Genomic DNA, 24997 nt, shown 5'->3' on the forward strand with positions numbered 1-24997 from the left:
TCCAAATACAGCGGTCAGGACGACTTAATCATCGGTACGCCAGTCGCCGGCCGCTTGTTACCTGAGCTGGAGCCACTGATCGGTATGTTCGTCAATACACTAGCCATCCGGCATCAGCCGCAGGGCAATCAAACGTTCCACAGCTACCTGCTGGAAACCCGAGATCGTACGCTGCAAGCCTTCGAGCATCAGGATTATCCGCTGGAAGAGCTGGTGGAAAAGCTGGATGTAACTCGGGATGCCAGCCGTAATCCATTGTTTGACACTGTGTTTGTACTGGAAAATATGGAGTCACAGGAAGCGAAGCTTAAAACACTGTCCTTCAGTCCATATGTTAAGGAACACAGGACCGCCAAATTCGATTTGACCTTATCTATGAGTGATGAAGAGGGGCAAATCAAGGGTTCCTTTGAGTATTGCACAAAGCTGTTTGGCGCAGACGCTATTGAGCGGTTAACCGGAGATTTGATAGCGATCCTGACACAGGTTGGAGCCAATCCAGATTTGCTATTAAGCGATATTCAGGTGAACACAAGCGAGCAGCCAGAAGGATTCTCGCCAGATACTATCGACTTTATTTTCTAAATATCATTTTTCTAAAGTACAACGATTTCACTTTGCATGTGCAGAGGACAGCGGCTTGTCCGACTGTCCTTGCCTGCAAAGTGTTTTTTTACGATATAGCAACGATCAATTCTCCTTACGTCGTTACAGCAGTGTCGCAGGACAAGAACATTGTTCCATTCAAAGTCGCTATAATAGCGGCTTTTTTTATTTTAAGTAACGTTCGAATAGGCTGCTTGGTTGGAGTGCATACGATAAATTCACTCAATTCATCTGTCATTTTATGAATGGGAAGGTTGCTCTGAAATTGCCCAAATCTTAAAGGCTTGTCAGCAGGCAATCGTGCAAGGAAGGTTACTTTCCTTCGACTATAAAGATCGAAATGGATTGAAGACGAATAGATTGGTCGAGCCATGCCAGCTTCATTACAAACGCCTAGACGACATTACCAACCGAAATTAATCTCAATTAAAGCATTAATCTCACATCTAATTCTGAATTCCTAATCGCTAAAATAGATGTACCTCAAAACGTCATTGATTTCCGATTTTTGGCTAGTTTTGGAACAGATTTAAAAATCATGGAGCCTAAAGAATATGTTTAGTGCAAAAGAACCTGCCCCGAGATGAACATGGAGACAGGCCCTTTTATTGTTTATACCAAATGCTGTTTTCTGAAATCTATCGGACTCATACCTAATTGGGTCTTTATAAATTTTGTGAAGCTAGAAGGCTGTTCAAATCCAAGCTTCTCAGCAATTTGATGAATAGGCTCTTTAGTCGTCAAAAGTAAGTTTTCTGCAAGTTCCAGCATCCGGGATTTGATAAAATCCTGAGCTGTTCTACCAGTTTCTTTTTTTAGCATGTCCGAAAGATAATTAGGTGAATACCCCATTGCTTGAGCAAGGCCTTTTACACTTGGCATTCCTGATTTTTCAATAATATCCACTGTACACTGTTCATTCAAAAGCTCTTTAAACTTGGTGACTGCGTCTTTATAAGCAACTGCTCTAGTGATAAATTGCCTGCCATAAAAGCGTTTAGCGTAGTTTAAGAGTAATTCCAGGTTGGACACAACTAATTCTTTCGTGTAAAGGTCTATATTCTTACTGTATTCATCCTCAATGTTCTTCACAATACGTTCTATCGTCTCTCGCTCCTGTTCAGAGAGATGCAAGGCTTCATTTGCTTCATATTCGAAAAAGCTGTATTCAGACATTTTTGACCATAGCGAGCTTCCTCTGATCATATCAGGATGAACACAAAGCATCCAGCCGTTCAAATTCTCGGGTGTATAATCACCTTCACTAGTCATGATTTGACCAGGAGCAGTAAAAACAAGGCTGCCTTCACGAAAATCATAGTTTTGCCTGCCATATTTAAAATCACACTGAGTACCACTTTTTAGAGATATTACATAAAAATTCAACATGACCTCAGTGTTGAACATGGTTTTAGATGGATCAGCACTTTCAAAATTCATCGCAGTAATTAATGGATGTTTAGGTTTATTGTATCCGAGCAATTCATGTAATTCAGATATTGAATCAACCGTTAACATTATTCGCCCTCCTTATGAACAAAAATAAGTCATCGCATATTTGAAAAATAAAAAGATTCTCCTCATCATACCTTCTTAATTTCAAGTATGACATAGTTTAATCCACGATAAACTTGCTTTAATTACGGAACTATTTATCAGTAATCTGGACAATATCATCAGTAACCTGGATATGTACCGAATCAAGCCCGCTGCATTATAAATATAAGTGTAAAGTTGATCCCGTCCTAAATACAGTTTGTGTATGATACGCATATTTATATTCGACTTAGTGAGGCGGAGCTTTGCTTCCGGTTCACTGGGGCGCATTTACCTTGAATGTTTATGACTGGAATATTACTTGAATAAAAAGGAGAATTACGATGACAACAAAATATATTCTCATTACTGGAGCTACTGACGGGATTGGAAAAGTTGCGGCCAAGGCCATGGCAAAGCAGGGGCACGCTGTAATTATTCATGGACGAAACCAAAACAAAGCTCAGAAAGTATGTGAAGAAATAAAAGCTGAAACAGGAAACGATAAGGTAGACAACATAACAGGTGATTTGTTTTCTTTTGATGAGGTCAAACGTATGGCTGAAGATTTTAAGCAGAAGTACGATCGGCTAGATGTACTGGTTAACAATGCAGGTGCAATTTTTAGCAAGGAGAGGGAATTAACAAAAGAGGGTCTTGAAAAAACAATGGCACTTAATGTATTCTCCCCGTTGCTTTTAACAGAGTTATTATTAGATGTTCTTGCAAAGAGTCCGTCCGGAAGGATTATTAACACGTCCTCTGGAACGCACAAAATTGCAAAAAAGCCGGATTTCAATAATTTGCAGTTCGAAAATAACTATTCATCTTCCAGGGCATATGCATCCTCCAAATTGTATACGATTTGGATCACAAGACACTGGTCAGCTGAACTAAAGAGAAGGGGACTGAAAAATATAACTGCGAACGTGTTACATCCTGGTGCTGTTGCCACCAGATTTGGCCAAGACAACGACAAAGGCTTTATCAATAATATGGTATTTAAGTTGGCACTTCCATTCATGAGTACACCTGAAAAAGGAGCCGCTACCACTGTTTATTTGGCCACATCCCAAGAAGTAGAAAATGTTACTGGGAAATTTTTTGGCAACATGAAAGAGGAAAAAGCGCAGGATAAATATTATTCTATAGAGAACGAAATAAAAATTTGGGACTACTGTCAGAAGGTTATTAGCCCATATCTGAACAATTAGTGTTAAGAGGTAAATGTATAAATTCCCCAAAATACAATCTAGCAGGAAAGAAGCGATAAATAATGAAACAGAGAAAAATATATATGTTCCTTATTTTAGCTAATTTATTTTGGGTAGGGAATTATATTTTGGGGAAAATGGTGGTGTCAGAGCTTACTCTGTATGGACAGCATATATCACTATTTATGTCCCAAATGCCTATCTAACCAAAACAACCGGCTGCTCTTAGTCGGTTGTTTTTATTTTAGAGAGGTTAAATAATTTCACTTCCGACGATTTACTCCACGAATAATATTTTTAAGTCAACATACGATATTGATAAAATTAAAGCCGATTTTGAGATAAACATGATGCAAAATATACTATTCTTAAAGTAAAGAGGAAGCAAGACGTGAAAATGTAAAAATGAATTTTTTTGTATTCAATTCATCTTTTATTATTAGGAGGGAAATTATATGTTTCTTCAAATTATGTTAATTGGCATTATTTTTGTAACCTGCTTATATTTTTTGCTTCGTGCCTTGATTAGTGCTGCTTGGTTTGAGAAATTGGCTAAGCGTCAATCCAAAAAATTTAATGTGTATAGTAGTGAGGATTACATGTATATGAATGTTGATGAATGCAACCGTGATGGAAATAAAAAAATCGCTGTCGCTTCTGGGCATAGATAGTTGGACATTATCGACGTTAGTAAAATGAGTATTTTTTAATTCCACAATCTTAATTTGAAGAAGATAGCATCCGGATATTTTTTCTATAGTTCAGTGGCGTCAGGCCTATTTCATTACGAAAAACATATGAAAAGTAACTCCCACTTTGAAATCCGCATCTTATCGCAATTTCACTAATAGATCTATTAGTTTCTGTCAGCATCTCACAGCTCTTCTGAATGCGATAACGCACTAAATACGAGTTAGGCGTTTTCCCTGTATATTTGTCAAATAACTCGCAACATTTGCTTCGGCAGATAGACCCAGCAGCAGCAATTTCATCGAGCGTTATTTTTGAATCATAGTGATGATGAATAAATCCAGTCATATTCCTAAGGGTAACCCACGAATGGTTATCGTTAGCTTGCCCAGGAACCTTTTGTATATGATCACTGATGGTCGCACAAAGTTCTGCAGCCAAAGAGAGAAGTCGTAGTGGGTTATATGAAGTGCTGTTCATTTCCTTATAAGTTTGATCTAAAGCAAGTAGGATATCTTTCTCCCAATTACTTTGCTGAGTAATTAAAATGTAGTCCTCGGTATTTGAACCGAACTTTTCTTCAAAGTATGTTTTGCCCAAATATGTGTTTTCTCCAAATAGTGCGGGATGTATTGCTATGACGATGAATGAACAATTGATTTTCTTAGAAGAAAAACCGTAGTGAAGGCGTCTGCTATTAACGAAAAAGCCATTTCCTTGTACAATATTCACAATTTCTCCATTCACAAAGTACTCCATCTCTCCATTCAGCACTAAGATGAATTCTAAGTCTGGATGCCAGTGGCACGCAGCAGCATATTTATCAAATTGATTTAGTGATCCTTTTCGTACGTAAAGTGGGAAATCGGGAAGATTGTAATTTAATTCTTCCGATAAGTCGGAGAATACTTCCAGCTTTACATTCATAGTTACATCTCCCTTAAAGAAAATACGATTTTGATAAAATTATATTCGATTTCGGTGGATAAAACCACAATGAGAGAATACAATTTTGATAACTTCTAAGAAAGTAGATGTTGAAGCAACTGATTAAGCTACCATAACGTAGTTAGCTAAAATTTTGGCTTTATAAGGAGAAAAAAATATGACTATGAGAGAACGAATTGCTTCTGGAAAGTTATTTACTGATTATTGTGAAGGTCTGCCTGAAGACAGAATCCAGGCGAAAAAAAGAATGCTTGCCTTCAATTCAACGGGACCAGATGCCTTAGATAAGCGCGCCCAGCTTATGTCTGAAATATTTGGCAAAAAAATAAATGCGTGGATTGAACCGCCTTTCTACTTTTGCTATGGAACAAACATTGAAATTGGTGAAGGAACTTACATTAATTTCAATTGCAATTTTGTTGACGATACGAAGATTATTATTGGCAAAAATGTGATGTTCGGACCTGCTGTAACAATTGCTACTGTAGGACATCCGCTTCACCCGGATTATCGAGCATATATGTTCGCAGATCCTGTGAAGATCGAGAACAATTGTTGGATCGGAGCAAATGTCACAATCTGTCCAGGCGTCACCATCGGTGAAAACACTGTTGTTGGTGCCGGTAGTGTAGTAACCAAAGATATCCCAGCGAACTCCGTGGCCGTCGGCAATCCTTGCAAAGTAATGCGCACGATTAATGAACATGACCAAAAATATTATTATAAAGATAGAGAAATCACTAAAGAAGACCTAGATGAAGAAGCTAAATTGAGATAATACACCGGATGAGGGGAAATTGAAATGATTAAATTAGTGCTTACTGATATGGATGGAACATTTTTGAACAATAACGGTGATTTTAACAGAGAGTTATATAAGGATGTAAAAAAGATAATGCAGAAACAAGGGGTTATCTTTGCCCCGGTTACTGGCAAGCAGTGTGAGCGGGTTGAAGAATTATTTGAAGATGACGCAAATGATCTTTGGATTTTGGGAGATAGCGCAACTCGTATTAAGCACAACGGAGAATTTGTTTATGAAAATCTGTTAAGCAATAAGCTTGGACTCGAAATTATTCGATTACTAGAGGAAATCAGCCTGGATCATATCATCATTGCATGTACAAGGAACGGCGCAGTCATAAAAGACACTGTACCCACCGATATTGTCAGAAGATCTTACGCTCAGGTTAGACAAGTTGCTGACTTCAAGGAAATCAAAGAGGATTTTGTTAAAATTACAGTTTATGACTCGGCACTTCAATGCTTCGAAACACATAAGAAATTATCTGGCTTTTTTGAATCAGCGTACATTGTAGCGTCTGAGGCTGCTTGGATTGATATCGCTAACGTGAATGTTCATAAAGGTACAACTGTAGAATACTTACAGCATCTATTAAATATAACACCGGAAGAGACCATGGCGTTTGGAGACGGATACAATGACTTGGAGCTTCTTGTTCGTGCTGCTTTCAGTTTTGCTGTTCGAAATGCTGTCCCTGAACTTAAAGACGCTGCAAATTACATTACAGGATCTAATGATGACGATGCGGTAATGAAAACAATTATTCATATGTTGTCTTTGCAGGAATAACCCCCCAGAGTGAAATTTTGCGTTTGAAATAGGATATTATGAGCTGAAACTTGAGCTGGTGAAAAAGGGACTTAAAATAAGTTGGACCGAATTTAAGCTTGTGTAAGACATAAAGAAAGGACACCCTCTGTCTCTATCAAGAAAGGTGTCTTTTCTTATGAAATCCTTAAAGAATTAGATGTTGAAAGCAGGGGTTAGTGTGAATAAACATGTAAAGCTGGTAAATACAGTAGACACTAATTTTAATCGTACGTTCAATCGGGAGCTTGTATACCTGGTCATTCCTATCGCATTGCAGAACCTTATAGCAGCAACTGCAGTCTCGGCCGATGTTGTAATGTTGGGGGTGGTAGGTCAATCTGCAATGTCGGCTGTATCGCTGGCAGGACAAATCACTTTTGTTCTGACCTTGTTTTACATGGGAATGTCAGCGGGAGCAGGTATTCTTGCCGCTCAATACTGGGGTAAGAAGGACCTGCAAACGATACAAAGAGTTCTCAGCATCGCCTGCGTGTTTGCCGTTATGATCTCTCTGATCTTTTTCGCGGTTTCCTTGGCATTTTCGGAACAATTAATGCGCTTTTTTACGAAGGACGAAGAATTGATTAGATACGGTGCGAATTTTCTTCATACGATTTCCTTTTCCTACCTAGCAATGGGCCTCACTCAAATGTTTCTCGGTGTGATAAGAAGTATGGAAAATGCAAGATTGAGCGCCTTGATTAGTTCTTCAGGCTTACTTTTAAATATTCTATTAAATGCACTATGTATATTTGTGTTTTTCCCAGACGTGCCAGAAAAAGCGATAACGGCAGTTGCGCTTGCAACAGTTGTTGCTCGTTTCTTTGAACTGGGGTGGTGCTTTATTTATTCCATTACACGTAGGACAATTCGCTTTCAATGGCCTGTGCGTGATGGTGTTCAGCGTAAATTGCTTAAGGATTATTTAAAATATACAACGCCTGTGCAAGGCAACTATATCGTGTGGGGCGGCGCCCTGACTGCAACAGCTGCAATTATTGGACATGTAAATGCTGATATGGTCGCAGCCAATTCCGTTGCGTCAGTGTTAAAAAATTTGGCTGTTGTATTATGTGGAGGCATTGCCACTGGGGGCTCGGTGCTTGTAGGGAAGTATTTAGGCAACAATGAAATTGAGACGGCGAAAAGGGCCGGAAGTCGGATGATCTGGTACGCATTGATTTTTGGCATACTATCCGGCGGACTAATTTTATTAATGAAACCGCTGGTGTTCTATGCGGTTGAGTTGAATCCAAACGCACAAGAATATCTTCATGGCATGATTTATATATGCGTTTATTATTGTATTGCCAAGTCGATGAACGCGACGACCATTGCTGGTTTATTCGTCGCAGGAGGAGATTCCAAATTTGGCTTCTGGTGCGATACGATAGTAATGTGGGGCATTATTTTGCCGTTAAGTTACATCAGCGCTTTTGTGTGGAATTTATCACCTATTGCACTATATGCTGTAATCAGCTTGGATGAAATAGTTAAGCTGCCAGCTGCCTTAATGCGGTATCGTCAATTTAAATGGCTGAAGAATATAACAAGAAATTTTGCCAAAGCAGGATAAAAGAAGTCTTTTGTATTGGCGTTCGCAACGAATGACTTCTCAAATAGGTGAATCAGTAATGAATAATTCTCACACCGTGGCGATCCTCACTTGGATTTCGGTTAAGAATTGTTCTGTAATGATCGTATCGCGATTATCGATTTCATAAATTTCGAAAGGGTCTCCTAATAGGCGAAGACCGTTCCCGCGGGCATGGTCTATGACTTCTAAAATTTTTTCATAGCTTTGGCGATAATTCCCTTGGTAATAGAACGACAAATAATCGCCAGCAGGCAGGACGAAATCGTAGTCGATCTTTCCTGCTTCATCCGGAGAAAAAATAAAGAAGACGGAGTTGAAAACATCTCTCATGCCAAGATTCAGCACAGATGCCCCGTACAGTTGATTGCCAAAATCCAGAATATGACTTTTGTGCTTCTGATGTAGCTTTTTGATGGTATAATCCATTTCCTCATCTCTAGTTATGCGTGTATTGAATTGCAAGCAAGGCCAATCTGGATATGATGGGACGAGCCCTAAGAATTTGTTTGGCTACTAGGGAATTCAGCCGAATGGAGAGCATTTATAGGGGGGACTTCTGCGAAAAAAAACACCGTAAGTTAGATCTTTACGGCGCTTTGAGTTAATATTTAATTCTTATCATTACACGAATTAAAAACTCCTCATCATTTACCGTTGTCATTTCATTAAGTGGATATTCTTCATAGGCATTACCGCAAATGATTAAGTTATTTTCTTTGATATAGTTAAGCAATTTTTCAAAGAGTGGGGCAGATTGACCATAGGCTCCAAACATATGACCGATTAAATAATGTCCAGCAGGCCTTATATCATTTCCTTTATAAGGTACTGAAAAGAAGCATTGCAGGATATTTGAATAATCATTTTTTAACAAGGTATCTTTGGATACGATAACACCAAAAGGATAGATTAAGTCCAGACCATGCTGCAGGCTAAATTTATAAAATTCGATATTAGCATCATTATAGTTTTTAGCAGTTATTGTATCTAATAGAGGCCCCACAAATATTTCTTTTTCCGGCAACTCTTTTATCACAATATTATGAATGTCATCTTCCTTAGTTTCTTTAACTAAATTCGAATAAAGACGCATAACACTCTGGATTTCATTTAGTCTGGCAATTTCTTTTTCTATATCTTTTTCTTTTGCACTGAATAGCTCAAGCATTCTTTCAGGTGTCCTTTTATCACAATAGTCTTTGATATCCTCTAACAATACTCCAATACTCCGCAATTCTGTAATTAAATAGGCACGTCCAAGTTGACGGTAAGTGCGCTTGAAAGAGGTTTTGAGCAAATGATTGTGCCAGCTCGTCTCAGTTTTAAGGTGAATTATCCATTGGCGAAAACGGAGAATTATATTCATTGGAAACGTGAGGATGGGGAGCCGTTCGACCCGTGGATTCGGACACACTGGAGATTAGGGGCAAAAATAATTAAACCCTTCGATAATGCTTTCACAGTAACAGATACTGTGGAACAATGGGAGGAATGGACTGGTATGCATTTTCCAGAGAGTGGCGTATACGTGATTAAAGGAGCATCACAACCTGTTCAAATTGATTTAAGTCATAATGTTGGAGTTTACAACGATCCCCACGTTTGGATGCAATATATGTAAAGAGGGGTAACGGATATTTGAACATTGTAGACACTGTAAGTACGAATCTTATTATATGAACGAAAGAGTTTGCAGTCCTTACAGCCGTCGGATGGATGTAGTGAAATTTAAGAGTTTAACTTCTTGAAAAACCGTTGATCTGAATAAAGATTGACGGTTTTTTGTCGCGGATAAGAAGCATTGTGTCATTGCCGATTGAATGTTGATTGATAGGAATCACATTCAGTACCAACTGGAGAAAATCATGAAAACGCTAAATCCAGACCAAAAGCTTCTGAACCTAAACTAATAGAGATCAATGTAATCCAGTCCCAGGCTATAGAGGCTGGCATCTACGGATTTCTTAATGTAGGTGGGTAAGTTTGGAACACGACCACCGAATTTGACATGCTGTCATAACCGTACTTAGCCAAAGCATATATATCCCCGAGAATGTAGGGATAGGAGGGGATCAATGGACGGCAACAAAGCTAACAATCAGGCAAACGCTCGAAGCTGGCAGGGAGGCAGTGCTCAATCACAATGGAATGCTAAGCAGTCGCTGGAACACCATTCACAGACGGTAGGGGAACGGGGACCAATTCTGGAGCAGGACAGCATGCTGCATGAAACACTTGAAACCTTTGTCCACGAAAAGATATTAGAGCGTCCGGTCCACGTGAAGGGGTTTGGTGCCTTGGGTTATTTTGAAACCCTTCACTCGATGGCCGTTTATACGAATCTGTGCTTCTTGCAGCAGCCGGGACAACGGGTACCCGTTACAGTTCGTTTCTCACTTGCGGTCAGCAACAAAGGGACACCAGATACATCCCGCAACGTGCGTGGATTCTCGACTAAATTTTATACCGAGCAAGGCGTTTTCGACCTGCTCTGTAATCATATCCCTGTGTTCCTCGTAAGAGACCCGATCCGGTTCCCTGAGTCAATTCGTGCTTTCCTGCCATCACCAGTTAACAATCTCATCGATCCGAATCGATTCTGGGGTTTCGTTGCTACAGCGCCTGAGGCAACCCATTTCGTTGTACGTCTGTACTCGGATGAAGGGACGGTCAAGAGTCTCCGCCATACGCCAGGACACAGTGTTAACACCTATGTTTGGAAAAATAAACAGAACGTCCGCATCTACGTCAAATATCGCTGGATTCCGTTGGCTGGAGAGCAATATATCGATGCACAAGAAGCGGCTCGCTTGGCCTGCGAGAACCCGGATTATTCGGGTAAAGATCTGTATGACTCGATTGCCAAAGGTACACCAGTCCAATACGGGCTGTATGTGCAGTTGATGGACCCGCAGAATGAGGCGACGCTGTCGTTCGATCCGCTGGATGACACGAAAGTGTGGGATGTGCGTCACTTCCCGCTGTTTCCAGTTGGGCGACTCGTATTGGATACGAACCCTACTAATTATCAGGAGCAGATCGAGAAGCTGGCATTCTCCCCGTCAAATCTTCTGGATGGTGCCGAGCTGTCCGATGATAAAATGCTGCAAGGCCGCAGCAATATTTATTGGGATTCACAGCGGCATCGCCTTGGAGCGGATTTCCGCAAAATTCCGATTAACCATCAAGCAAACTGGTCGCCGACTGAACAGGTAACGAGTGGGACAGGGCGCTATGTAGCCGGCCGGCTCGTTCGATCCGATATCCCGAAGGCCGATAATTTCACGCAAGCGGGACAATTCTACCAATCCCTCACACAAGTTCAGCAGAATCATCTTGTTCAGAACCTCGCTGATGACTTATCAGCGGCTTCTCATGAAATTCAGAGGGTGGTGTTGGGCTATTTATTCCAGGCTGATGCAACATTAGCCGAAAGGATTTCACGTCAAATCGCCGCACCAAAGAAGGGATGAGTTACGCAATTATCGGAGAACAAGAACATATTCCCATTGAAGTCGCTATTTTAGCGGCTTTTTTATTTTATCGGTACAAATTCTTGTTCTTTAACAGACATGTGTTCCGATGGGAGTGTAGAGGAATAAGAACATTGTGCTATTGCCAATTGGATAATCAACTGAAATTAGGCCATATCGCGATTTGTTTTGGATACTGAAATTATTTGAAATGATGAACCCTTCTGCTTCCTTGAAGTTGGAGGGTCTTTTGTATTCTTCTTTACTGGACCTAATAATCAGTAATTGAGACAACTTTGTCTGTAATCAGACTATGTTAACCAAATCGTTGAAGTTTTAAACTATGAGTATCCAACAGACAACCTTAGATAAATTAACTTGCTGTACCTTAAGTCTGAAGTTGGACACGTTTTTATGAAAGGGGTATAACAAAGATGTGTAAAGTTCATGCATTAAGTGTTCCCAGTGCGAATGCACCTTTTGAACGGACCATGATTGAACGGAGGGAACTACGCCCTGATGACGTTTTAATCGACATTAAGTATAGCGGTGTTTGCCACACCGATATCCATATGGTCCATAATGATTCAGGTTATTCTCAATATCCAATGGTTCCCGGTCATGAAATGACAGGAATTGTAGAAGCAATCGGATCTGAAGTAACTGAGTTTTCTGTCGGTGACCGAGTTGGGGTAGGACCTCTGGTGAACTCCTGTGGAGAGTGCGAGAACTGTCTACAGGGTGAGAATATGTTCTGTAAAAAAGGTATGGTCATGATGTATAACTCCGTAGATTACGATGGGAACATTACCTATGGTAGTTATAGTCAAAAAATTGTGGTAAGGCAAAAATATGTTCTTCGAATTCCAGATAATTTGGGATTAGATGTTGCCAGTCCATTACTCTGTGCAGGAGCAACGGCTTACTATCCTTTAAAACACTGGGGAGTAGGTCCAGGCAAAAAAGTAGCGATCGTCGGTATCGGAGGTATTGGTCACCTGGCTATCAAATATGCCCATGCATTAGGAGCAGAAGTCACGGCCCTGAGCCAGACAATGGATAAGAAAAGTGATGCGTTAAGTTTTGGAGCTGCTCATTACTATGCAACCAACGATCCAGAAACATTCACAACGTTAGCTAGTCAATTTGATGTCATCTTCAATACGACTTCTGCAAGTCTTAATTTGGATGCATACGTATCCATGCTTAATATTAATGGTACATTTGTTATTATTGGTGATTCCGGAAAACCGAATCAGTTTAATACTCTGAGTCTACTTATGGGTCGTCGAAGAATTGCAGCAACGCCTGGAGGCGATCTTCGTGAAACCCAAGAAATGCTTGATTTCTCCGCAGAGCATGGCATTGTTCCTGAAATTGAGGTGATTCACACGAATCAAATTAACGAGGCTTTTGAGCGACTTATCCGAAATGATGTACGATATCGATTTGTTATTGATACATCCACCTTTTAAATCGTACCCAGAAGAAACTACGTAGGTCAAATTCCTACAAATCAATGATTTGAAAAAATAGAGCGGACGAATTACTGATCGTCTGCTTTTTTCAATCATAAATAAGTAACTAGTAAAGCATCCATAATTTTATTTTAAAAAAAGAAGTGGTCTAAGTTGAGACATTAGCTATCGTTGGTGCGGGCCACGGATTAGGAATTTCCCTGGCTAAGACGTTTGGTAAACACGGATTTCGTATTGCTATGATTTCAAGAATATAAGAGAAACTTGACAAGTATACTGAGCAATTGAAAAATATAGGAATTGAAGCTCAAGGTTTTGCTGCTGATATTACGCAATTTATTTAAAGCAAGAGTATTAATGAGATAGGGTCACAGGGTCACAAGATCAAAGTTCATGGTGATGAATAAACGAGTTTATATTTATGATGAGTCTGAGACGTAAAGTTTAGTATCCTTATTATCTAATTGGGAACAATCAACAAAAAAATAGGGGGTTATAATGGTAAATCGATTAAAAAGTAAGTGGCAATAGTCACTGGTGCAACTTCTGGTATGGGCGCTACAATACTGGAAATTGATACAAAGTTGCATGTTATGACAGAAAAGCTCCAAGCGTGCTGTTGTTCCTTATCTCTCCCCGATCAGTTCTCATATTTTGATATTAGGTCATCGGGCAAGGGAGGAGCTGCAGGGCAAAAATATGCATTACCGAAGAGTAAATTAAAATATTGGCATGAGGCACGAAGGATAGTTAGAATTGTATATTTAGTACCTAGACTGGGATGATAAACGTAACCGAGGAAGAATATAAAAACTCTAATAAAAAATGAAAAAACATGCAGAAGCGGCAGTCGATCGGCTGCCGTTGCTTTGGTGTTTCGTTGTATACTGTGACCTTTATTGAAAAGGGAAAAGTCCATTTACTTTACAGAATACAATTACCGATTAAAAACTTCTTTCTAGCAAGGTGCCAACTTGCGTGGCCATGACTTGCGGTGAATAGGGCATTCCATTTCGAATCCACCATTCAATGACCCCTACATAAGCAGTCCCTGCATATTGCAAAATTACATCTTCAGTTAATTCCGTATTTTTCCCGCTTTCTTTGTCAATCTCCCCTTTGAATCCTTCCATGAAATAAGCAAGTAGCCGCGTTCTAAAAGATGAAGGTGCACCTTTTGATGCAGCTAGCATGGTTGAAAAAAGTAAATAATTTTTCTCAAAGTACTCGAAATATGGAACAAGAGCATCAGTCCACTCCATCTGACATGCCCACGTATCCATTTCTTTTAGTTCATTAATGTGTGTTTCCATGATTTGATCTAATAAATCATATTTGTCCTGATAATGAAGATAAATTGTACCGCGGTTTACGTTTGCCTTGTTTGCAATGTCTTGAATGGTAATGTCATCGAAGTTTTTTACAGCCATCAGTTCAATAACGGCTTTTTTTAAGGATTCTTGCGTTTTTAGGATTCTCCGATCCACTTTAATCATCTTGTCTTTTCCCCCTGATTAAAAAAATAATGAACAATTTTCGCAATGATGTTGCTATTTCAACAAATTGCGCTTTTTTAACCATTGAACTTAGGTTTCTTATTTTATAATAATAGACATAAGTTGATTAAACAACCAGTTTTGTTTATTCGCTCTCCGTGGCTTACTTACCTAAGAGGAGAACTTAAATATTTAAAAAAGAGGGGTGTTCACTTGGTTTTTAATAAAGAGGTGAGGATAATAATTACTAATTTCTAAATAGCTAACTGATAAAAAATCTATTCATTGGAGGTTATATAGTTTTATCTCAAACTTTGAAGAAGACTTGGATGAGGAAAAAAAGGGGGGGATCTCATGAAATCTACTCAGCCGAAGTTCCCAACTGTTTTCCTAACTTTTACAAGGTATTATCTTATGAAATTTATCAAAACCCTTTGTATATTGGATGGATATAATGTCACCGGGTAATAAAACCATCATCTAAAGCAAATGCGTTAACTTAAAGAAAGCATTTAAACAATCATAGGAGTTAAAAGAATGAAGTATAAGACCAAAAAAAATTCTCTCGGTTTTGCTCTAATATTGGCAGTATTTTCGGCGTTGGGGCCGTTTACCGTCGATATGTATCTTGCATCACTTCCGCAAATCGCTATTTTTTTTGGAACAAGCGCAACTGCGGTTCAAGCGAGTTTAACCACTAGTCTGTTAGGATTAGGGCTAGGACAGTTGATAATGGGACCTTTAAGCGACATTTATGGAAGACGCCAGCCTTTGTTGATTTCTATGATACTATATATCTTTTCCTCTATTGGATGCGCTTTTGCACCAAGCATAGGATGGTTTATATCTTTAAGATTTATACAAGGGGTTGCTGCGTCCGCTGGACTTGTTATTTCGCGCGCTATTGTTCGGGATCGGTTTAGTGGGATTGAAATGACTAAGTTTATATCGTTGCTGACAATGATAAGCAATGTGGCACCGTTAATTTCCCCTACGGCTGGAAGTACGGTTATGTCATACAGCTCTTGGTTAGGTGTATTTATATTTTTAGGGGTGCTAGGCATTGGGTTAACAGGGATAACCATATGGGGGTTAAAGGAAAGCTTACCTGTACAACAACGTATTTCAGGCAGTCCCCGTGTGTTGATGAAAAATTATAATAGCTTATTCCGAAAGCGGTCTTTTATGGGGTATGCTCTAGTCAATGGCATATTGTTCGCAGGTGTTTTTGCCTATGTTGCAGGTACCCCATTTATTTATCAAAACATATACGGCGTGTCGCCGCAACTGTTTTCAATCCTCTTTGCGTTGAATGGCCTTGCTATTATCTTGGGATCTCAATTCGTCAAACTACTCGCAGGCCGGGTAACGGAAGGTCGATTGTTTTTGATCGGGATAATACTAGCGTTTATATCTTCTGCAGCAGTCTTATTTATAGTACTAGTACATGGAGTACTATCAGCTATGTTTATTTCGATCTTCTTATTCGCGTTATCCATTGGGATCATTGGCCCCATCTCTTTTACATTAGCAATGGAATCGCAGGGGCATATTGCAGGGAGCGCGTCCGCCGTGCTCGGCACCTTACAATTCGCATTAGGTGCCATTACGTCTCCACTTGTGGGAATTGCAGGCGAAAATTCTGCTATACCTTTTGGAATTGTTATTTTTTCTACAAGTTTATTATCTATAATTACTTATCTCATTCTGGTTAAAGGGATAAAAAAATTATCCGGCACCAAATCCAATACTTAACTAATCGCTAGCGAACATTAAGATCTATACGAGGCCCCAGCATTATCGGAGCTTCTTTTATCTTGGTATCGAGGTAAAAATGCAAAATGCTCAAACCCAACAATACTATGTTCACGTAACAATACCCAAATCTTTCCCATATATTGATTCAATTCCACATATAATCATATGCATATAGAACTGATTAATGGTTATAATGGCAGAGAAGTATGTGAAAAATTAAACTGAAAGAACTGTATTTAAGGCGATAAGTTAATTACTAGACATATTGAATCTATTCTCAAGCACATATTATCAACAGGGGGAAACATGGAGTTAAGAGTGCTTCGTTATTTTCTTACAGTTGCTCGTTTGGAAAGTATTACACATGCAGCAAATGTACTACATGTAACACAGCCGACATTAAGCAGACAATTGGCTGATTTAGAAAAAAATTTAGGAACTCAACTGCTTATTCGGGGAAAAAAAAAGGTGTCATTAACGGATGCTGGCATGCTTTTACGTCAAAGGGCAGAAGAAATCCTAACGATTGCGGATAAAACAGAGAGAGAATTCAAAGATCAAAATAATCTGGTTGGAGGAACTATCTCTATAGGAAGCGTCGAATCACTAACATCGCATTATTTATTTCAAACATTAAAAGCTTTTCATGAAGAGTATCCACAGGTTAATTATTATATTTATAGCGGAACAGGGGATGATATAAAGGAAAAAATAGACAAAGGATTACTTGAAGTTGGGATTTTATTAGAGCCCATAAATATTGAAAAATATGATTTTATCAGATTGCCTAAAAAGGAACGATGGGGAATTCTAACACAGGCTTCATCGCCTCTTGCACAAAAAGAATATGTTACACCCAATGATCTTGTTGGAGTTCCTTTACTTCTTTCTAGTCGTCCAACAGTACAAAATGAAATTGCTAATTGGTTTGCTGATGAATATGAAAATATACATGTTCTAGCCACATACAACTTAATTTCTAACATAATTAATTTTGTGGATAATGGTATGGGAACTGCTATTTGTATTGAAGGTGCTCTTGCGATGACAGGTTCAAAACATCTTTGCTTCAGACCATTTTTTCCAGAACTCAAATTTAATTGTGTTATTGTTTGGAAGAAACACAAGATTTTTAACCAGGCTACTTCTCACTTAATTCAATTAATCAAGTATGCCTCACAAGCATAATAAAACATAGATTATAGGTATTGGATAAGGTTATTTATCTAGTGATATCTTAAAGGTGCAGCTTGAATGAAGCCTTTAAATATTACCGATAAATAACTTTTTTTATTTTTAGCGGGAAAAGTTGTTTATGTTTAATAAATAAAAGGCGTAATTCATTGTTCAGCAACAAGAAGAGGGGGCATTTTCAAATGAGCAAAAAATATGAAAAATTAGCTCAGGATATTGTAGAGAAGATTGGTGGTAGCGAAAATGTATCAACACTAACTCATTGTATGACAAGGCTTAGATTCGCACTAAACCAAAATAAAAAAGCCGATCAAGACGCTATTAAAGCTTTGGATGGCGTGATTGATGCGATTGAAAGCGGCGGACAATTTCAGGTGGTTATTGGCACCCATGTTGAAGAAGTATATGAGGAAGTGGTCAAATATATAAAACATGCAGAAAATATAGATGATAAATTATCTAATGAAAAAAATGTAAGCGTTTTTGGTAAATTAATCGATTTTATTTCAGGTACATTCAGTCCAATCGTTCCGGCTATTGCAGGCGCAGGAATGATAAAAGCGCTATTGGCTTTGCTGATCTTATTTAATGTAGTTTCAAAAGCATCACAAACGTACTATGTAATCAATTTCATGTCGGATGCCATTTTTTATTTCTTACCCTTTTTATTAGCATATTCGGCTGCAAACAAATTAAAATGCAGCCCTGTACTAGCACTTGTGTTGGCTGGGATATTGCTTCATCCGAATCTGGATCTATTGAGAACTGCGGGTAATAATGTTAGCGTTTTCAATATTCCATTGACACTTGTTGCTTACAGTTCATCGGTTGTTCCGATTCTATTAACCGTGTGGGCGCAATCCTACATTGAACCATTCTTTAAAAGAATCATTCCTAACGCTGTAAAAATTATTTTTGTTCCGATGTTTACCATTCTGGTTGTTGGATTTATTTCCTTAACCGCACTAGGACCGTTAGGTTCTTTCTTCGGAACATATTTGGCAATGGGATTTGATTTTTTGGGATCGCACGGAGCATGGGTAGTCATTTTCATTATTGCAACCTTCTGGCCAATCCTTGTTATGTTTGGACTTCATCACAGTATCGTTCCGTTATCATTAGCTCAAATCACGACATTGGGATATGAAAATATCATTGGACCTGGAGCCATGATATCCAATATTTCGCAGGGTGTAGCCGCGTTGATTGTCAGTTGGAGAACAAAGGATACAGTATCCAAGCAAATCTCCACTACAAGTGGAATTACAGGCTTAATGGGAATTACAGAAGCAGCACTTTACGGTGTTAATTTACCTAAAAAATATCCTCTTGTTGCGGCTATGATTGGCTCCGCTGCTGGCGGGCTTTACGCAGGGGTTATGGAAGTTTCACGTTATGCAACAGGTTCATCAGGGCTTCCAGCTATTCCGCTTTATATTGGAGAAAACATTTGGAATTTCTATAATATACTCATCGCATTATTAATTACGACGGTTATAACTGCAGTGCTTACCTATTTTCTAACCTTAAAATATGAGAAAGAAACGTCTGAGCAGAATAAAGTCACCACAAACGATAAAATCATCACACTTAAAAATACGGTTATTACAAGTCCTATCAAAGGAGAAATGATTCCATTGAAGGATGTTCAAGATGCGGCCTTCTCCACAGAAGCAATGGGAAAAGGAGTTGCCATTGAGCCAAGCGAAGGAAAAGTGGTCGCTCCTTTTGATGGGAAAATTGTTTCGTTGTTTCCCAAGAAGCACGCAATCGGTTTACTCTCCGATGATGGGGTTGAAATACTCATTCATATAGGATTGAACACCGTTAAACTGAATGGGAAGTACTTTGATGCTCATGTTGAAGAGGGTCAGAGAATTACGAAGGGACAGACACTAATCACGTTTGATTTGGAGAAAATCAGAGAGGAAGGATATGTTACTCAGACCCCGGTGATCGTTACGAATACTTACAGTTATGCTGATGTGCTAACTAATAACAGTAGTACAGTCACTGATTTTAACAATGAGTTGTTAGTCCTAATAGTGTAACCATATCAAATTTAAGGAGTGGATTATAAATGACTTTAGTCAAAGACTTTTTATGGGGAGGAGCAACTGCTGCAAACCAATGTGAAGGTGGATATTTGGAAGGGAATAAGGGATTGTCAACCGTCGATGTTATACCCGCAGGAAAGGACCGCGTTTCTGTAATGAAAGGCAAGATGAAAATGATGGAATGTGATGATGAGCATTTCTATCCGAGCCATGAAGCCATCGACTTTTATCATAATTATAAGGAAGACATTGCTTTATTTGCAGAAATGGGTTTCAAATGCTTTCGTTTATCTATCGCATGGACACGAATCTATCCCAATGGGGATGATACATTACCCAACGAAGAAGGCTTGAAGTTCTATGATGATGTTTTTGATGAGTGTTTAAAATATAATATAGAGCCTTTAGTAACGATCACTCATTTTGATGTGCCGATGCATTTGGTAAAAACGATCGGTTCTTGGAGAAGCCGTAAAATGGTTGATTATTATGAAAGACTATGTCAAACACTGTTCACTCGCTACAAAGATAAAGTAAAGTATTGGCTAACTTTCAATGAAATCAATATGTTATTACACCTACCCTTCGGGAGTTCAGGGTTGGTGTTTGAAGAAGATGAAAATGAAGAAGCTGTGAAGTATCAGGCAGCTCATCACCAATTGGTCGCGAGTGCTAAAGCAACTGAAATTGCACGCAAAATAAATTCCGAATTCAAGATAGGATGTATGTTGGCGGGGGCCAGCACTTATCCCTATACTTGCGCTCCCGAAGACGTATGGAAAGCCATGACAAGGGATCGCGAGCATTACTTCTTTGTGGATGTACAATCTCGTGGTGAATACCCGAATTATGCTAAAAAAATGTTCGAAAGGATGAATATACATCTAAAAATGGAAGATGGTGATGAAGACCTTCTGAAAAATAATACCGTTGACTTCGTTTCATTTAGTTACTATGGTTCGCGATTAACAAGTGCTGACCCAGCAGTTAATACTCAAACCGCTGCCAATCTATTTCCGACATTACGAAATCCCCATCTAAAAAGAAGTGAATGGGGATGGCAAATTGACCCCCTCGGGCTGAGAATTACATTAAATGCATTGTATGATCGCTATCAAAAACCATTATTTATTGTCGAAAATGGGTTGGGAGCCGCGGACAAGCCTGATGAAAATGGATGGATCTCGGATGATTACAGAATCGAGTATATTCGGGAACATATCCGAGCATTTAAAGCTGCTGTAAAAGAAGATGGCGTAGAGTTGTTAGGATATACAACCTGGGGGTGTATTGATTTAGTAAGCTCAAGCTCTGGAGAAATGAACAAAAGATATGGTTTCATCTACGTTGATAAAGATGACCAGGGAAATGGTACGTTGAGCCGTAGTAGAAAAAAATCCTTTAATTGGTATAAGAAAGTAATTAGCAGCAATGGAGAAGATTTAGATTAAGTCCGCCAATTAATAAGAACAAGCATGAGGCAAGTTCTTCTTGTGGTAAGCATTTTCTTGTTATTCGGGATCGTGTTCCCAATAGGAAATAAAAATAAGGATTTAAGTACGAAAACATGGAGCGGGTGCCGCTTCATGTTTTCGGTACTGTGCCGGGTATAGGCGTTATCTTTAATGTTCAAGTCCCGAATGCGAGAACAGTATTCAAAACCCTACCCTCATCACGAAATTAGGATGAGAATTTTGTTTAAATAACCTCGGTACAAGCAATTACTCGATTTACTAGATTTGTTGGGAATGCGAGTTAAAAATTTCTGTCTAACAATATCCCAGTTTGTTCTGCCATAACACGAGGGGGGACTGACATTCCATTCCTGAACCACCATTCTACGATCCCCACGACTGCGGCCCCAAAAAATTGAAGAATAACATCTTCACTTAAGCCTTGATTTTTTCCTTCTGTTACATCGACTTCAACCTTGTACTCCTGGACGACTAAATCAAGGAATTGACTACGAAAATAAGCTGAACTTTTCGTGTTTAGCATGGTTGAAAAGAACAAATGATTGTCTGCAAAGTATTCGAACCAGACATAATTTCCTTCTTGGAAACTCATTTCAGATGCTGAGTGGCAAAGTTCACGGAGATTGTTTATATGTTCTTCAATTATCTTATCTAGCAAATCAAATTTATCCATGTAATGGAGATAGATTGTTCCTCGATTAACATTTGCCCTGTCTGAAATATCTCGAATTGTAATGTCATCAAAGTTTTTTTCAGTCATCAGTTCAAGTATTGCTTTCTTTATGGCTTCTTGAGATTTGAGTACCCTTCTGTCCACTTTAGTCATTTTTAAATTCCCCTTACTGAGATAATCGGCAATTATTAATAATTTGTTGAGTAACCTACACATCGAGAGAAATTGATTATTGCAAGCATTTTGTTTCCGTTTAGAATTATAAACGTAAGTTGATTAAACAATCAATGTTCATTTTTTGTTCGGAGTTATTAGAAGTATTATGTTCGATCTTGATAATTTTTAAGGATAAGAAAGGGAGGAACCATGAAATGGATTATACGAAACTTGGAAATACCGGCTTGGATGTATCCCGGATTTGTCTTGGTTGTATGGGCTTCGGAGACGCAGAAAAAGGTCATCATCGATGGGTGCTTGATGGGGAACGTGCTCGTCCAATCATAAAAAAAGCTCTGGAGCTTGGAATCAATTTTTTTGATACTGCAAACGTGTACGCTGACGGGACAAGTGAGGAAATAATTGGAGGTGCATTAAAGGATTATACGAACCGTGATGAGATTGTCATCGCAACTAAAATACATGGACGAATGCATCCAGGACCCAATGGAGCCGGGCTTTCCCGCAAGGCAATCATGAGCGAAATCGATAAAAGCCTTAAGAGATTGAGAACCGACTACGTCGATTTGTATCAAATTCATCGTTGGGATTACAACACGCCCATCGAAGAGACGATGGAAGCACTGCACGACATAGTCAAGGCTGGTAAGGCAAGATACATCGGAGCCTCTGCTATGTGGGCATGGCAGTTTCAGAAAGCTTTACATGTAGCTGAGAAAAATGGGTGGACCCGATTTGTATCAATGCAGAATCATTTAAATCTCATTTACCGTGAAGAGGAACGAGAGATGCTCCCACTTTGTAAGGAAGAAAAAATCGGGGTCATTCCTTATAGCCCGCTCGCAGGAGGAAGGTTGGCGCGGGAGACAACAACACATCGTGCCGAAACTGATGAAATTGCAAAACAAAAATATGATGCAACAACAGATGCGGATCAATTGGTGGTTAACCGGGTTGCGAGTTTGGCAGAGAAACATGGTGTTCGCCGGGTTCACATCGCACTTGCGTGGCTTCTGCATAAAGAACCGCTAACCGCTCCTATTGTCGGTGCTACAAAAATATCCCAACTCGAAGATGCAGAAGCTGCTCTATCTATTCACTTAACAGCTGAAGAAATTGCGTTTTTGGAAGAACCGTATGTACCGCATCGAATCGTTGGTCATTTTTAAATTCATATAAATTGGAGTCCACGACTGCTTTGACAAAAGATAAATATGAGTATTGGTGTCTTCTCGAAGTAAGTGGACTTAAGTTCACAATATAGGAGAATAAATTATGCCTGTAATTACAATTGAATCAGCTAAATTAACTAAAGAACAAAAAAGAAAGTTAGTAAAAGAACTTACCACATCAGCTTCAACTATCATGAATATACCTGAACAAGCATTCTTTGTTTTCGTAAGGGAAAATGAACTAGATAATATAGGTGTTGCAGGACGGATTTTAGCAGACAAAGCTGTAAATAATCCACTGAAAAGTGAAGAGTAAAATAATTAACTTGGTATCCATTTAAACAATTAAGATAGAAAAAAATATTCTTGGATGGAGAAAATTTAAAATGAAAATACTCGTTCTTGTTTTTCACCCTGATTTAACTGCTTCCCGTGTTCATCGTCGCTTAACGGAAGAAATGGAGAAACAAGCTGGTGTTACAATTCACCGTGTTTATGAGGCATACCCGAATGAGAAGATCGATGTCGAAGCCGAGAAGAGCCTATTGGAGCAGCATGATCGCATCGTTTTGCAATTCCCATTCTACTGGTACAGTACGCCTTCATTGTTGAAAAAATGGGAGGATGTAGTCCTAACTCATGGCTGGGCATTTGGAAGCAAAGGGGATAAGCTGCACGGAAAAGAGCTGCTGATTGCCGTTTCTACCGGCGCTGCTAAAGAAAACTATTTACCAGACGGTAATTTTAAATACACCGTTTCCGAGCTGCTGCGACCTCTTCAAGCAACCAGTAACTTGATTGGAACACGCTATTTGACACCATATATCTTGTACGGTGTAATGCAACACCTGTCAGACGAAGAACTAGAGCAAAGTGCCAAGGACTATGTGGCTTATGCGTTGAACCCTGAACTTGCCTAGAAGAATGGTGATTCTAAGCCTGTCGGCTTCATCATAGAGTCGGGAATTGGAGGTTACCACGTCGCAATTATCGTCATTCTTTCGGCGGGTCTTATTCATCCGCAAAAAAACAAGCAGGAGGCATAGTTATGAACCGAATTGAAAAGAGCCAAGAAACGTTTAATCAGCTATTTGGTGATGGAGTGCCAGCAGCATACGCTACTGATCCTGATTTTCAGGACATCCTGAGCCGTTTTATTTTTGGAGAAGTTTTTTATCAAGGTACGTTGGACGATAAACAACGTGAGCTTATCACTCTAGTGGTGCTTGTAGCGAACCAAACGTTACCTCAGCTCAAGGCACATGCTCATGCTGCTCTGAACGTTGGGCTGACACCGGTAGAAATCAAAGAGGCCATTTACCAATGTGCGCCTTATTTAGGATTCCCTAAAACGCTAAATGCCATCGCGGAGATTAATGAGGTTTTCCAATCCAGAAATATCGAGTTACCTCTCGAAAGTCAAAAGCAGGTTGAAGAAGAGAATCGGTTAGACAAGGGCCTTGCAGTGCAGGTAAAAATCTTTGGCGATATCATTGAAAAGAACAGGGGGAATGTTCCATACAATCAAAAGCATATACAGGACTATCTTTCTGCCTTCTGTTTTGGTGACTTCTATACTCGTGGAGGCCTTGATTTGAAAACACGGGAGTTGCTGACCCTCTGTATCGTAAGTAGTCTCGGCGGTTGTGAAAATCAAGTCAAGGCACATGTGCAAGGCAACCTGAATGTAGGCAATGACAAGGATATCATGATCACCGCCATCACTCATTGCCTTCCTTATATGGGTTTTCCGAGAACATTAAATGCTTTGAGTTGTGTGAATGAAATCATTCCAGAATAGCAGGAGAAAATTAAGCCAAGAAATAGATTTTTTTATA

Annotated in this window: 25 protein-coding genes; 18 read left to right on the forward strand and 7 right to left on the reverse strand. The window is 39.2% G+C overall.

Going from position 1 to position 24997, the window contains the following annotated elements:
• Positions 1-585 (forward strand): condensation domain-containing protein (locus ABEW32_RS25790; RefSeq protein ID WP_430193093.1); only part of this gene is annotated, 585 nt, incomplete at its 5' end.
• A gap of 115 nt (positions 586-700) precedes the next feature.
• On the opposite strand, the gene ABEW32_RS25795 is transcribed toward ABEW32_RS25790, so the two are convergent.
• A complete protein-coding gene (locus ABEW32_RS25795) occupies positions 701-844 on the reverse strand; it encodes a hypothetical protein (RefSeq protein WP_430193095.1) in 144 nt (47 codons plus the stop codon).
• A 62-nt stretch (positions 845-906) separates the two neighbouring features.
• Between ABEW32_RS25795 and ABEW32_RS26485 the strand changes: the two genes are divergently transcribed.
• Positions 907-1026, forward strand: a complete 120-nt coding sequence (locus ABEW32_RS26485) for a hypothetical protein (protein ID WP_488168824.1) — start codon at positions 907-909, stop codon at positions 1024-1026.
• Positions 1027-1218: 192 nt separating this feature from the next.
• Here the strand turns inward: ABEW32_RS26485 and ABEW32_RS25800 are convergent, their stop codons facing one another.
• Entirely contained in the window at positions 1219-2124 is a 906-nt protein-coding gene (locus tag ABEW32_RS25800; RefSeq protein WP_430193097.1) for a helix-turn-helix domain-containing protein, read from the reverse strand.
• Positions 2125-2486: 362 nt separating this feature from the next.
• On the opposite strand from ABEW32_RS25800, the gene ABEW32_RS25805 reads away from it, so the two are divergent.
• Together ABEW32_RS25805 and ABEW32_RS25810 are read left to right on the forward strand one after the other, a co-directional pair.
• Positions 2487-3356 carry an SDR family NAD(P)-dependent oxidoreductase gene (locus ABEW32_RS25805; RefSeq protein ID WP_430193099.1) on the forward strand — a complete coding sequence of 290 codons (870 nt, stop codon included), beginning with the start codon at positions 2487-2489 and terminating at the stop codon, positions 3354-3356.
• 455 nt (positions 3357-3811) lie between these two features.
• Complete coding sequence (locus tag ABEW32_RS25810; RefSeq protein WP_430193101.1) at positions 3812-4027, forward strand: hypothetical protein; 216 nt, start codon at positions 3812-3814, stop codon at positions 4025-4027.
• A 49-nt stretch (positions 4028-4076) separates the two neighbouring features.
• Here the strand turns inward: ABEW32_RS25810 and ABEW32_RS25815 are convergent, their stop codons facing one another.
• Positions 4077-4973, reverse strand: coding sequence for an AraC family transcriptional regulator (locus ABEW32_RS25815; protein ID WP_430193103.1), 897 nt, complete (start codon positions 4971-4973; stop codon positions 4077-4079).
• 178 nt (positions 4974-5151) lie between these two features.
• Here ABEW32_RS25815 and ABEW32_RS25820 point away from each other — a divergent pair, with 178 nt between their 5' ends.
• From ABEW32_RS25820 to ABEW32_RS25830, 3 genes are all read left to right on the forward strand, one after another.
• Positions 5152-5772 carry a DapH/DapD/GlmU-related protein gene (locus tag ABEW32_RS25820; protein WP_430193105.1) on the forward strand — a complete coding sequence of 207 codons (621 nt, stop codon included), beginning with the start codon at positions 5152-5154 and terminating at the stop codon, positions 5770-5772.
• A gap of 24 nt (positions 5773-5796) precedes the next feature.
• The gene (locus tag ABEW32_RS25825; protein WP_430193107.1) at positions 5797-6588 is read left to right on the forward strand and encodes an HAD family hydrolase; all 792 of its coding nucleotides are present in this window, start codon (positions 5797-5799) and stop codon (positions 6586-6588) included.
• 199 nt (positions 6589-6787) lie between these two features.
• A complete protein-coding gene (locus tag ABEW32_RS25830) occupies positions 6788-8185 on the forward strand; it encodes an MATE family efflux transporter (protein ID WP_430193109.1) in 1398 nt (465 codons plus the stop codon).
• A 69-nt stretch (positions 8186-8254) separates the two neighbouring features.
• Here the strand turns inward: ABEW32_RS25830 and ABEW32_RS25835 are convergent, their stop codons facing one another.
• Positions 8255-8632 carry a GyrI-like domain-containing protein gene (locus tag ABEW32_RS25835; RefSeq protein ID WP_430193111.1) on the reverse strand — a complete coding sequence of 126 codons (378 nt, stop codon included), beginning with the start codon at positions 8630-8632 and terminating at the stop codon, positions 8255-8257.
• 175 nt (positions 8633-8807) lie between these two features.
• A complete protein-coding gene (locus ABEW32_RS25840) occupies positions 8808-9422 on the reverse strand; it encodes a GyrI-like domain-containing protein (RefSeq protein WP_430193113.1) in 615 nt (204 codons plus the stop codon).
• A gap of 81 nt (positions 9423-9503) precedes the next feature.
• Here ABEW32_RS25840 and ABEW32_RS25845 point away from each other — a divergent pair, with 81 nt between their 5' ends.
• From ABEW32_RS25845 to ABEW32_RS25855, 3 genes are all read left to right on the forward strand, one after another.
• Positions 9504-9827, forward strand: coding sequence for a hypothetical protein (locus tag ABEW32_RS25845; protein WP_430193114.1), 324 nt, complete (start codon positions 9504-9506; stop codon positions 9825-9827).
• Positions 9828-10281: 454 nt separating this feature from the next.
• Positions 10282-11679, forward strand: coding sequence for a catalase (locus ABEW32_RS25850; protein ID WP_430193116.1), 1398 nt, complete (start codon positions 10282-10284; stop codon positions 11677-11679).
• Between the two features lie 434 nt (positions 11680-12113).
• A complete protein-coding gene (locus tag ABEW32_RS25855) occupies positions 12114-13154 on the forward strand; it encodes an NAD(P)-dependent alcohol dehydrogenase (RefSeq protein ID WP_430193118.1) in 1041 nt (346 codons plus the stop codon).
• 947 nt (positions 13155-14101) lie between these two features.
• On the opposite strand, the gene ABEW32_RS25860 is transcribed toward ABEW32_RS25855, so the two are convergent.
• A complete protein-coding gene (locus ABEW32_RS25860) occupies positions 14102-14653 on the reverse strand; it encodes a TetR/AcrR family transcriptional regulator (RefSeq protein ID WP_430193120.1) in 552 nt (183 codons plus the stop codon).
• Between the two features lie 537 nt (positions 14654-15190).
• Here ABEW32_RS25860 and ABEW32_RS25865 point away from each other — a divergent pair.
• The 4 genes from ABEW32_RS25865 (at position 15191) to ABEW32_RS25880 (ending at position 21113) form a co-directional block, all read left to right on the forward strand.
• Entirely contained in the window at positions 15191-16408 is a 1218-nt protein-coding gene (locus tag ABEW32_RS25865; RefSeq protein WP_430193121.1) for a multidrug effflux MFS transporter, read from the forward strand.
• A gap of 309 nt (positions 16409-16717) precedes the next feature.
• Positions 16718-17599 carry a LysR family transcriptional regulator gene (locus ABEW32_RS25870; protein ID WP_430193123.1) on the forward strand — a complete coding sequence of 294 codons (882 nt, stop codon included), beginning with the start codon at positions 16718-16720 and terminating at the stop codon, positions 17597-17599.
• A gap of 188 nt (positions 17600-17787) precedes the next feature.
• Entirely contained in the window at positions 17788-19656 is a 1869-nt protein-coding gene (locus tag ABEW32_RS25875) for a beta-glucoside-specific PTS transporter subunit IIABC (RefSeq protein WP_430193125.1), read from the forward strand.
• Between the two features lie 29 nt (positions 19657-19685).
• Positions 19686-21113, forward strand: coding sequence for a 6-phospho-beta-glucosidase (locus ABEW32_RS25880; RefSeq protein WP_430193127.1), 1428 nt, complete (start codon positions 19686-19688; stop codon positions 21111-21113).
• 304 nt (positions 21114-21417) lie between these two features.
• Here the strand turns inward: ABEW32_RS25880 and ABEW32_RS25885 are convergent, their stop codons facing one another.
• The gene (locus ABEW32_RS25885; RefSeq protein WP_430193129.1) at positions 21418-21963 is read right to left on the reverse strand and encodes a TetR/AcrR family transcriptional regulator; all 546 of its coding nucleotides are present in this window, start codon (positions 21961-21963) and stop codon (positions 21418-21420) included.
• Between the two features lie 218 nt (positions 21964-22181).
• Here ABEW32_RS25885 and ABEW32_RS25890 point away from each other — a divergent pair, with 218 nt between their 5' ends.
• The 4 genes from ABEW32_RS25890 to ABEW32_RS25905 all read left to right on the forward strand — a co-directional run bounded on the left by ABEW32_RS25890 (position 22182) and on the right by ABEW32_RS25905 (position 24960).
• Complete coding sequence (locus ABEW32_RS25890) at positions 22182-23156, forward strand: aldo/keto reductase (protein ID WP_430193131.1); 975 nt, start codon at positions 22182-22184, stop codon at positions 23154-23156.
• A gap of 106 nt (positions 23157-23262) precedes the next feature.
• Positions 23263-23475: a 4-oxalocrotonate tautomerase DmpI gene (gene dmpI / locus ABEW32_RS25895; RefSeq protein ID WP_430193133.1), complete on the forward strand. Its 213-nt coding sequence runs from the start codon at positions 23263-23265 to the stop codon at positions 23473-23475.
• Between the two features lie 70 nt (positions 23476-23545).
• Positions 23546-24079: an NAD(P)H-dependent oxidoreductase gene (locus tag ABEW32_RS25900; protein WP_430193135.1), complete on the forward strand. Its 534-nt coding sequence runs from the start codon at positions 23546-23548 to the stop codon at positions 24077-24079.
• A gap of 128 nt (positions 24080-24207) precedes the next feature.
• Positions 24208-24960: a carboxymuconolactone decarboxylase family protein gene (locus tag ABEW32_RS25905; RefSeq protein ID WP_430193137.1), complete on the forward strand. Its 753-nt coding sequence runs from the start codon at positions 24208-24210 to the stop codon at positions 24958-24960.
• Positions 24961-24997 lie beyond the last annotated feature (37 nt).

This window comes from Paenibacillus jamilae, from assembly GCF_050482105.1.
Lineage (GTDB): Bacteria > Bacillota > Bacilli > Paenibacillales > Paenibacillaceae > Paenibacillus > Paenibacillus jamilae_B.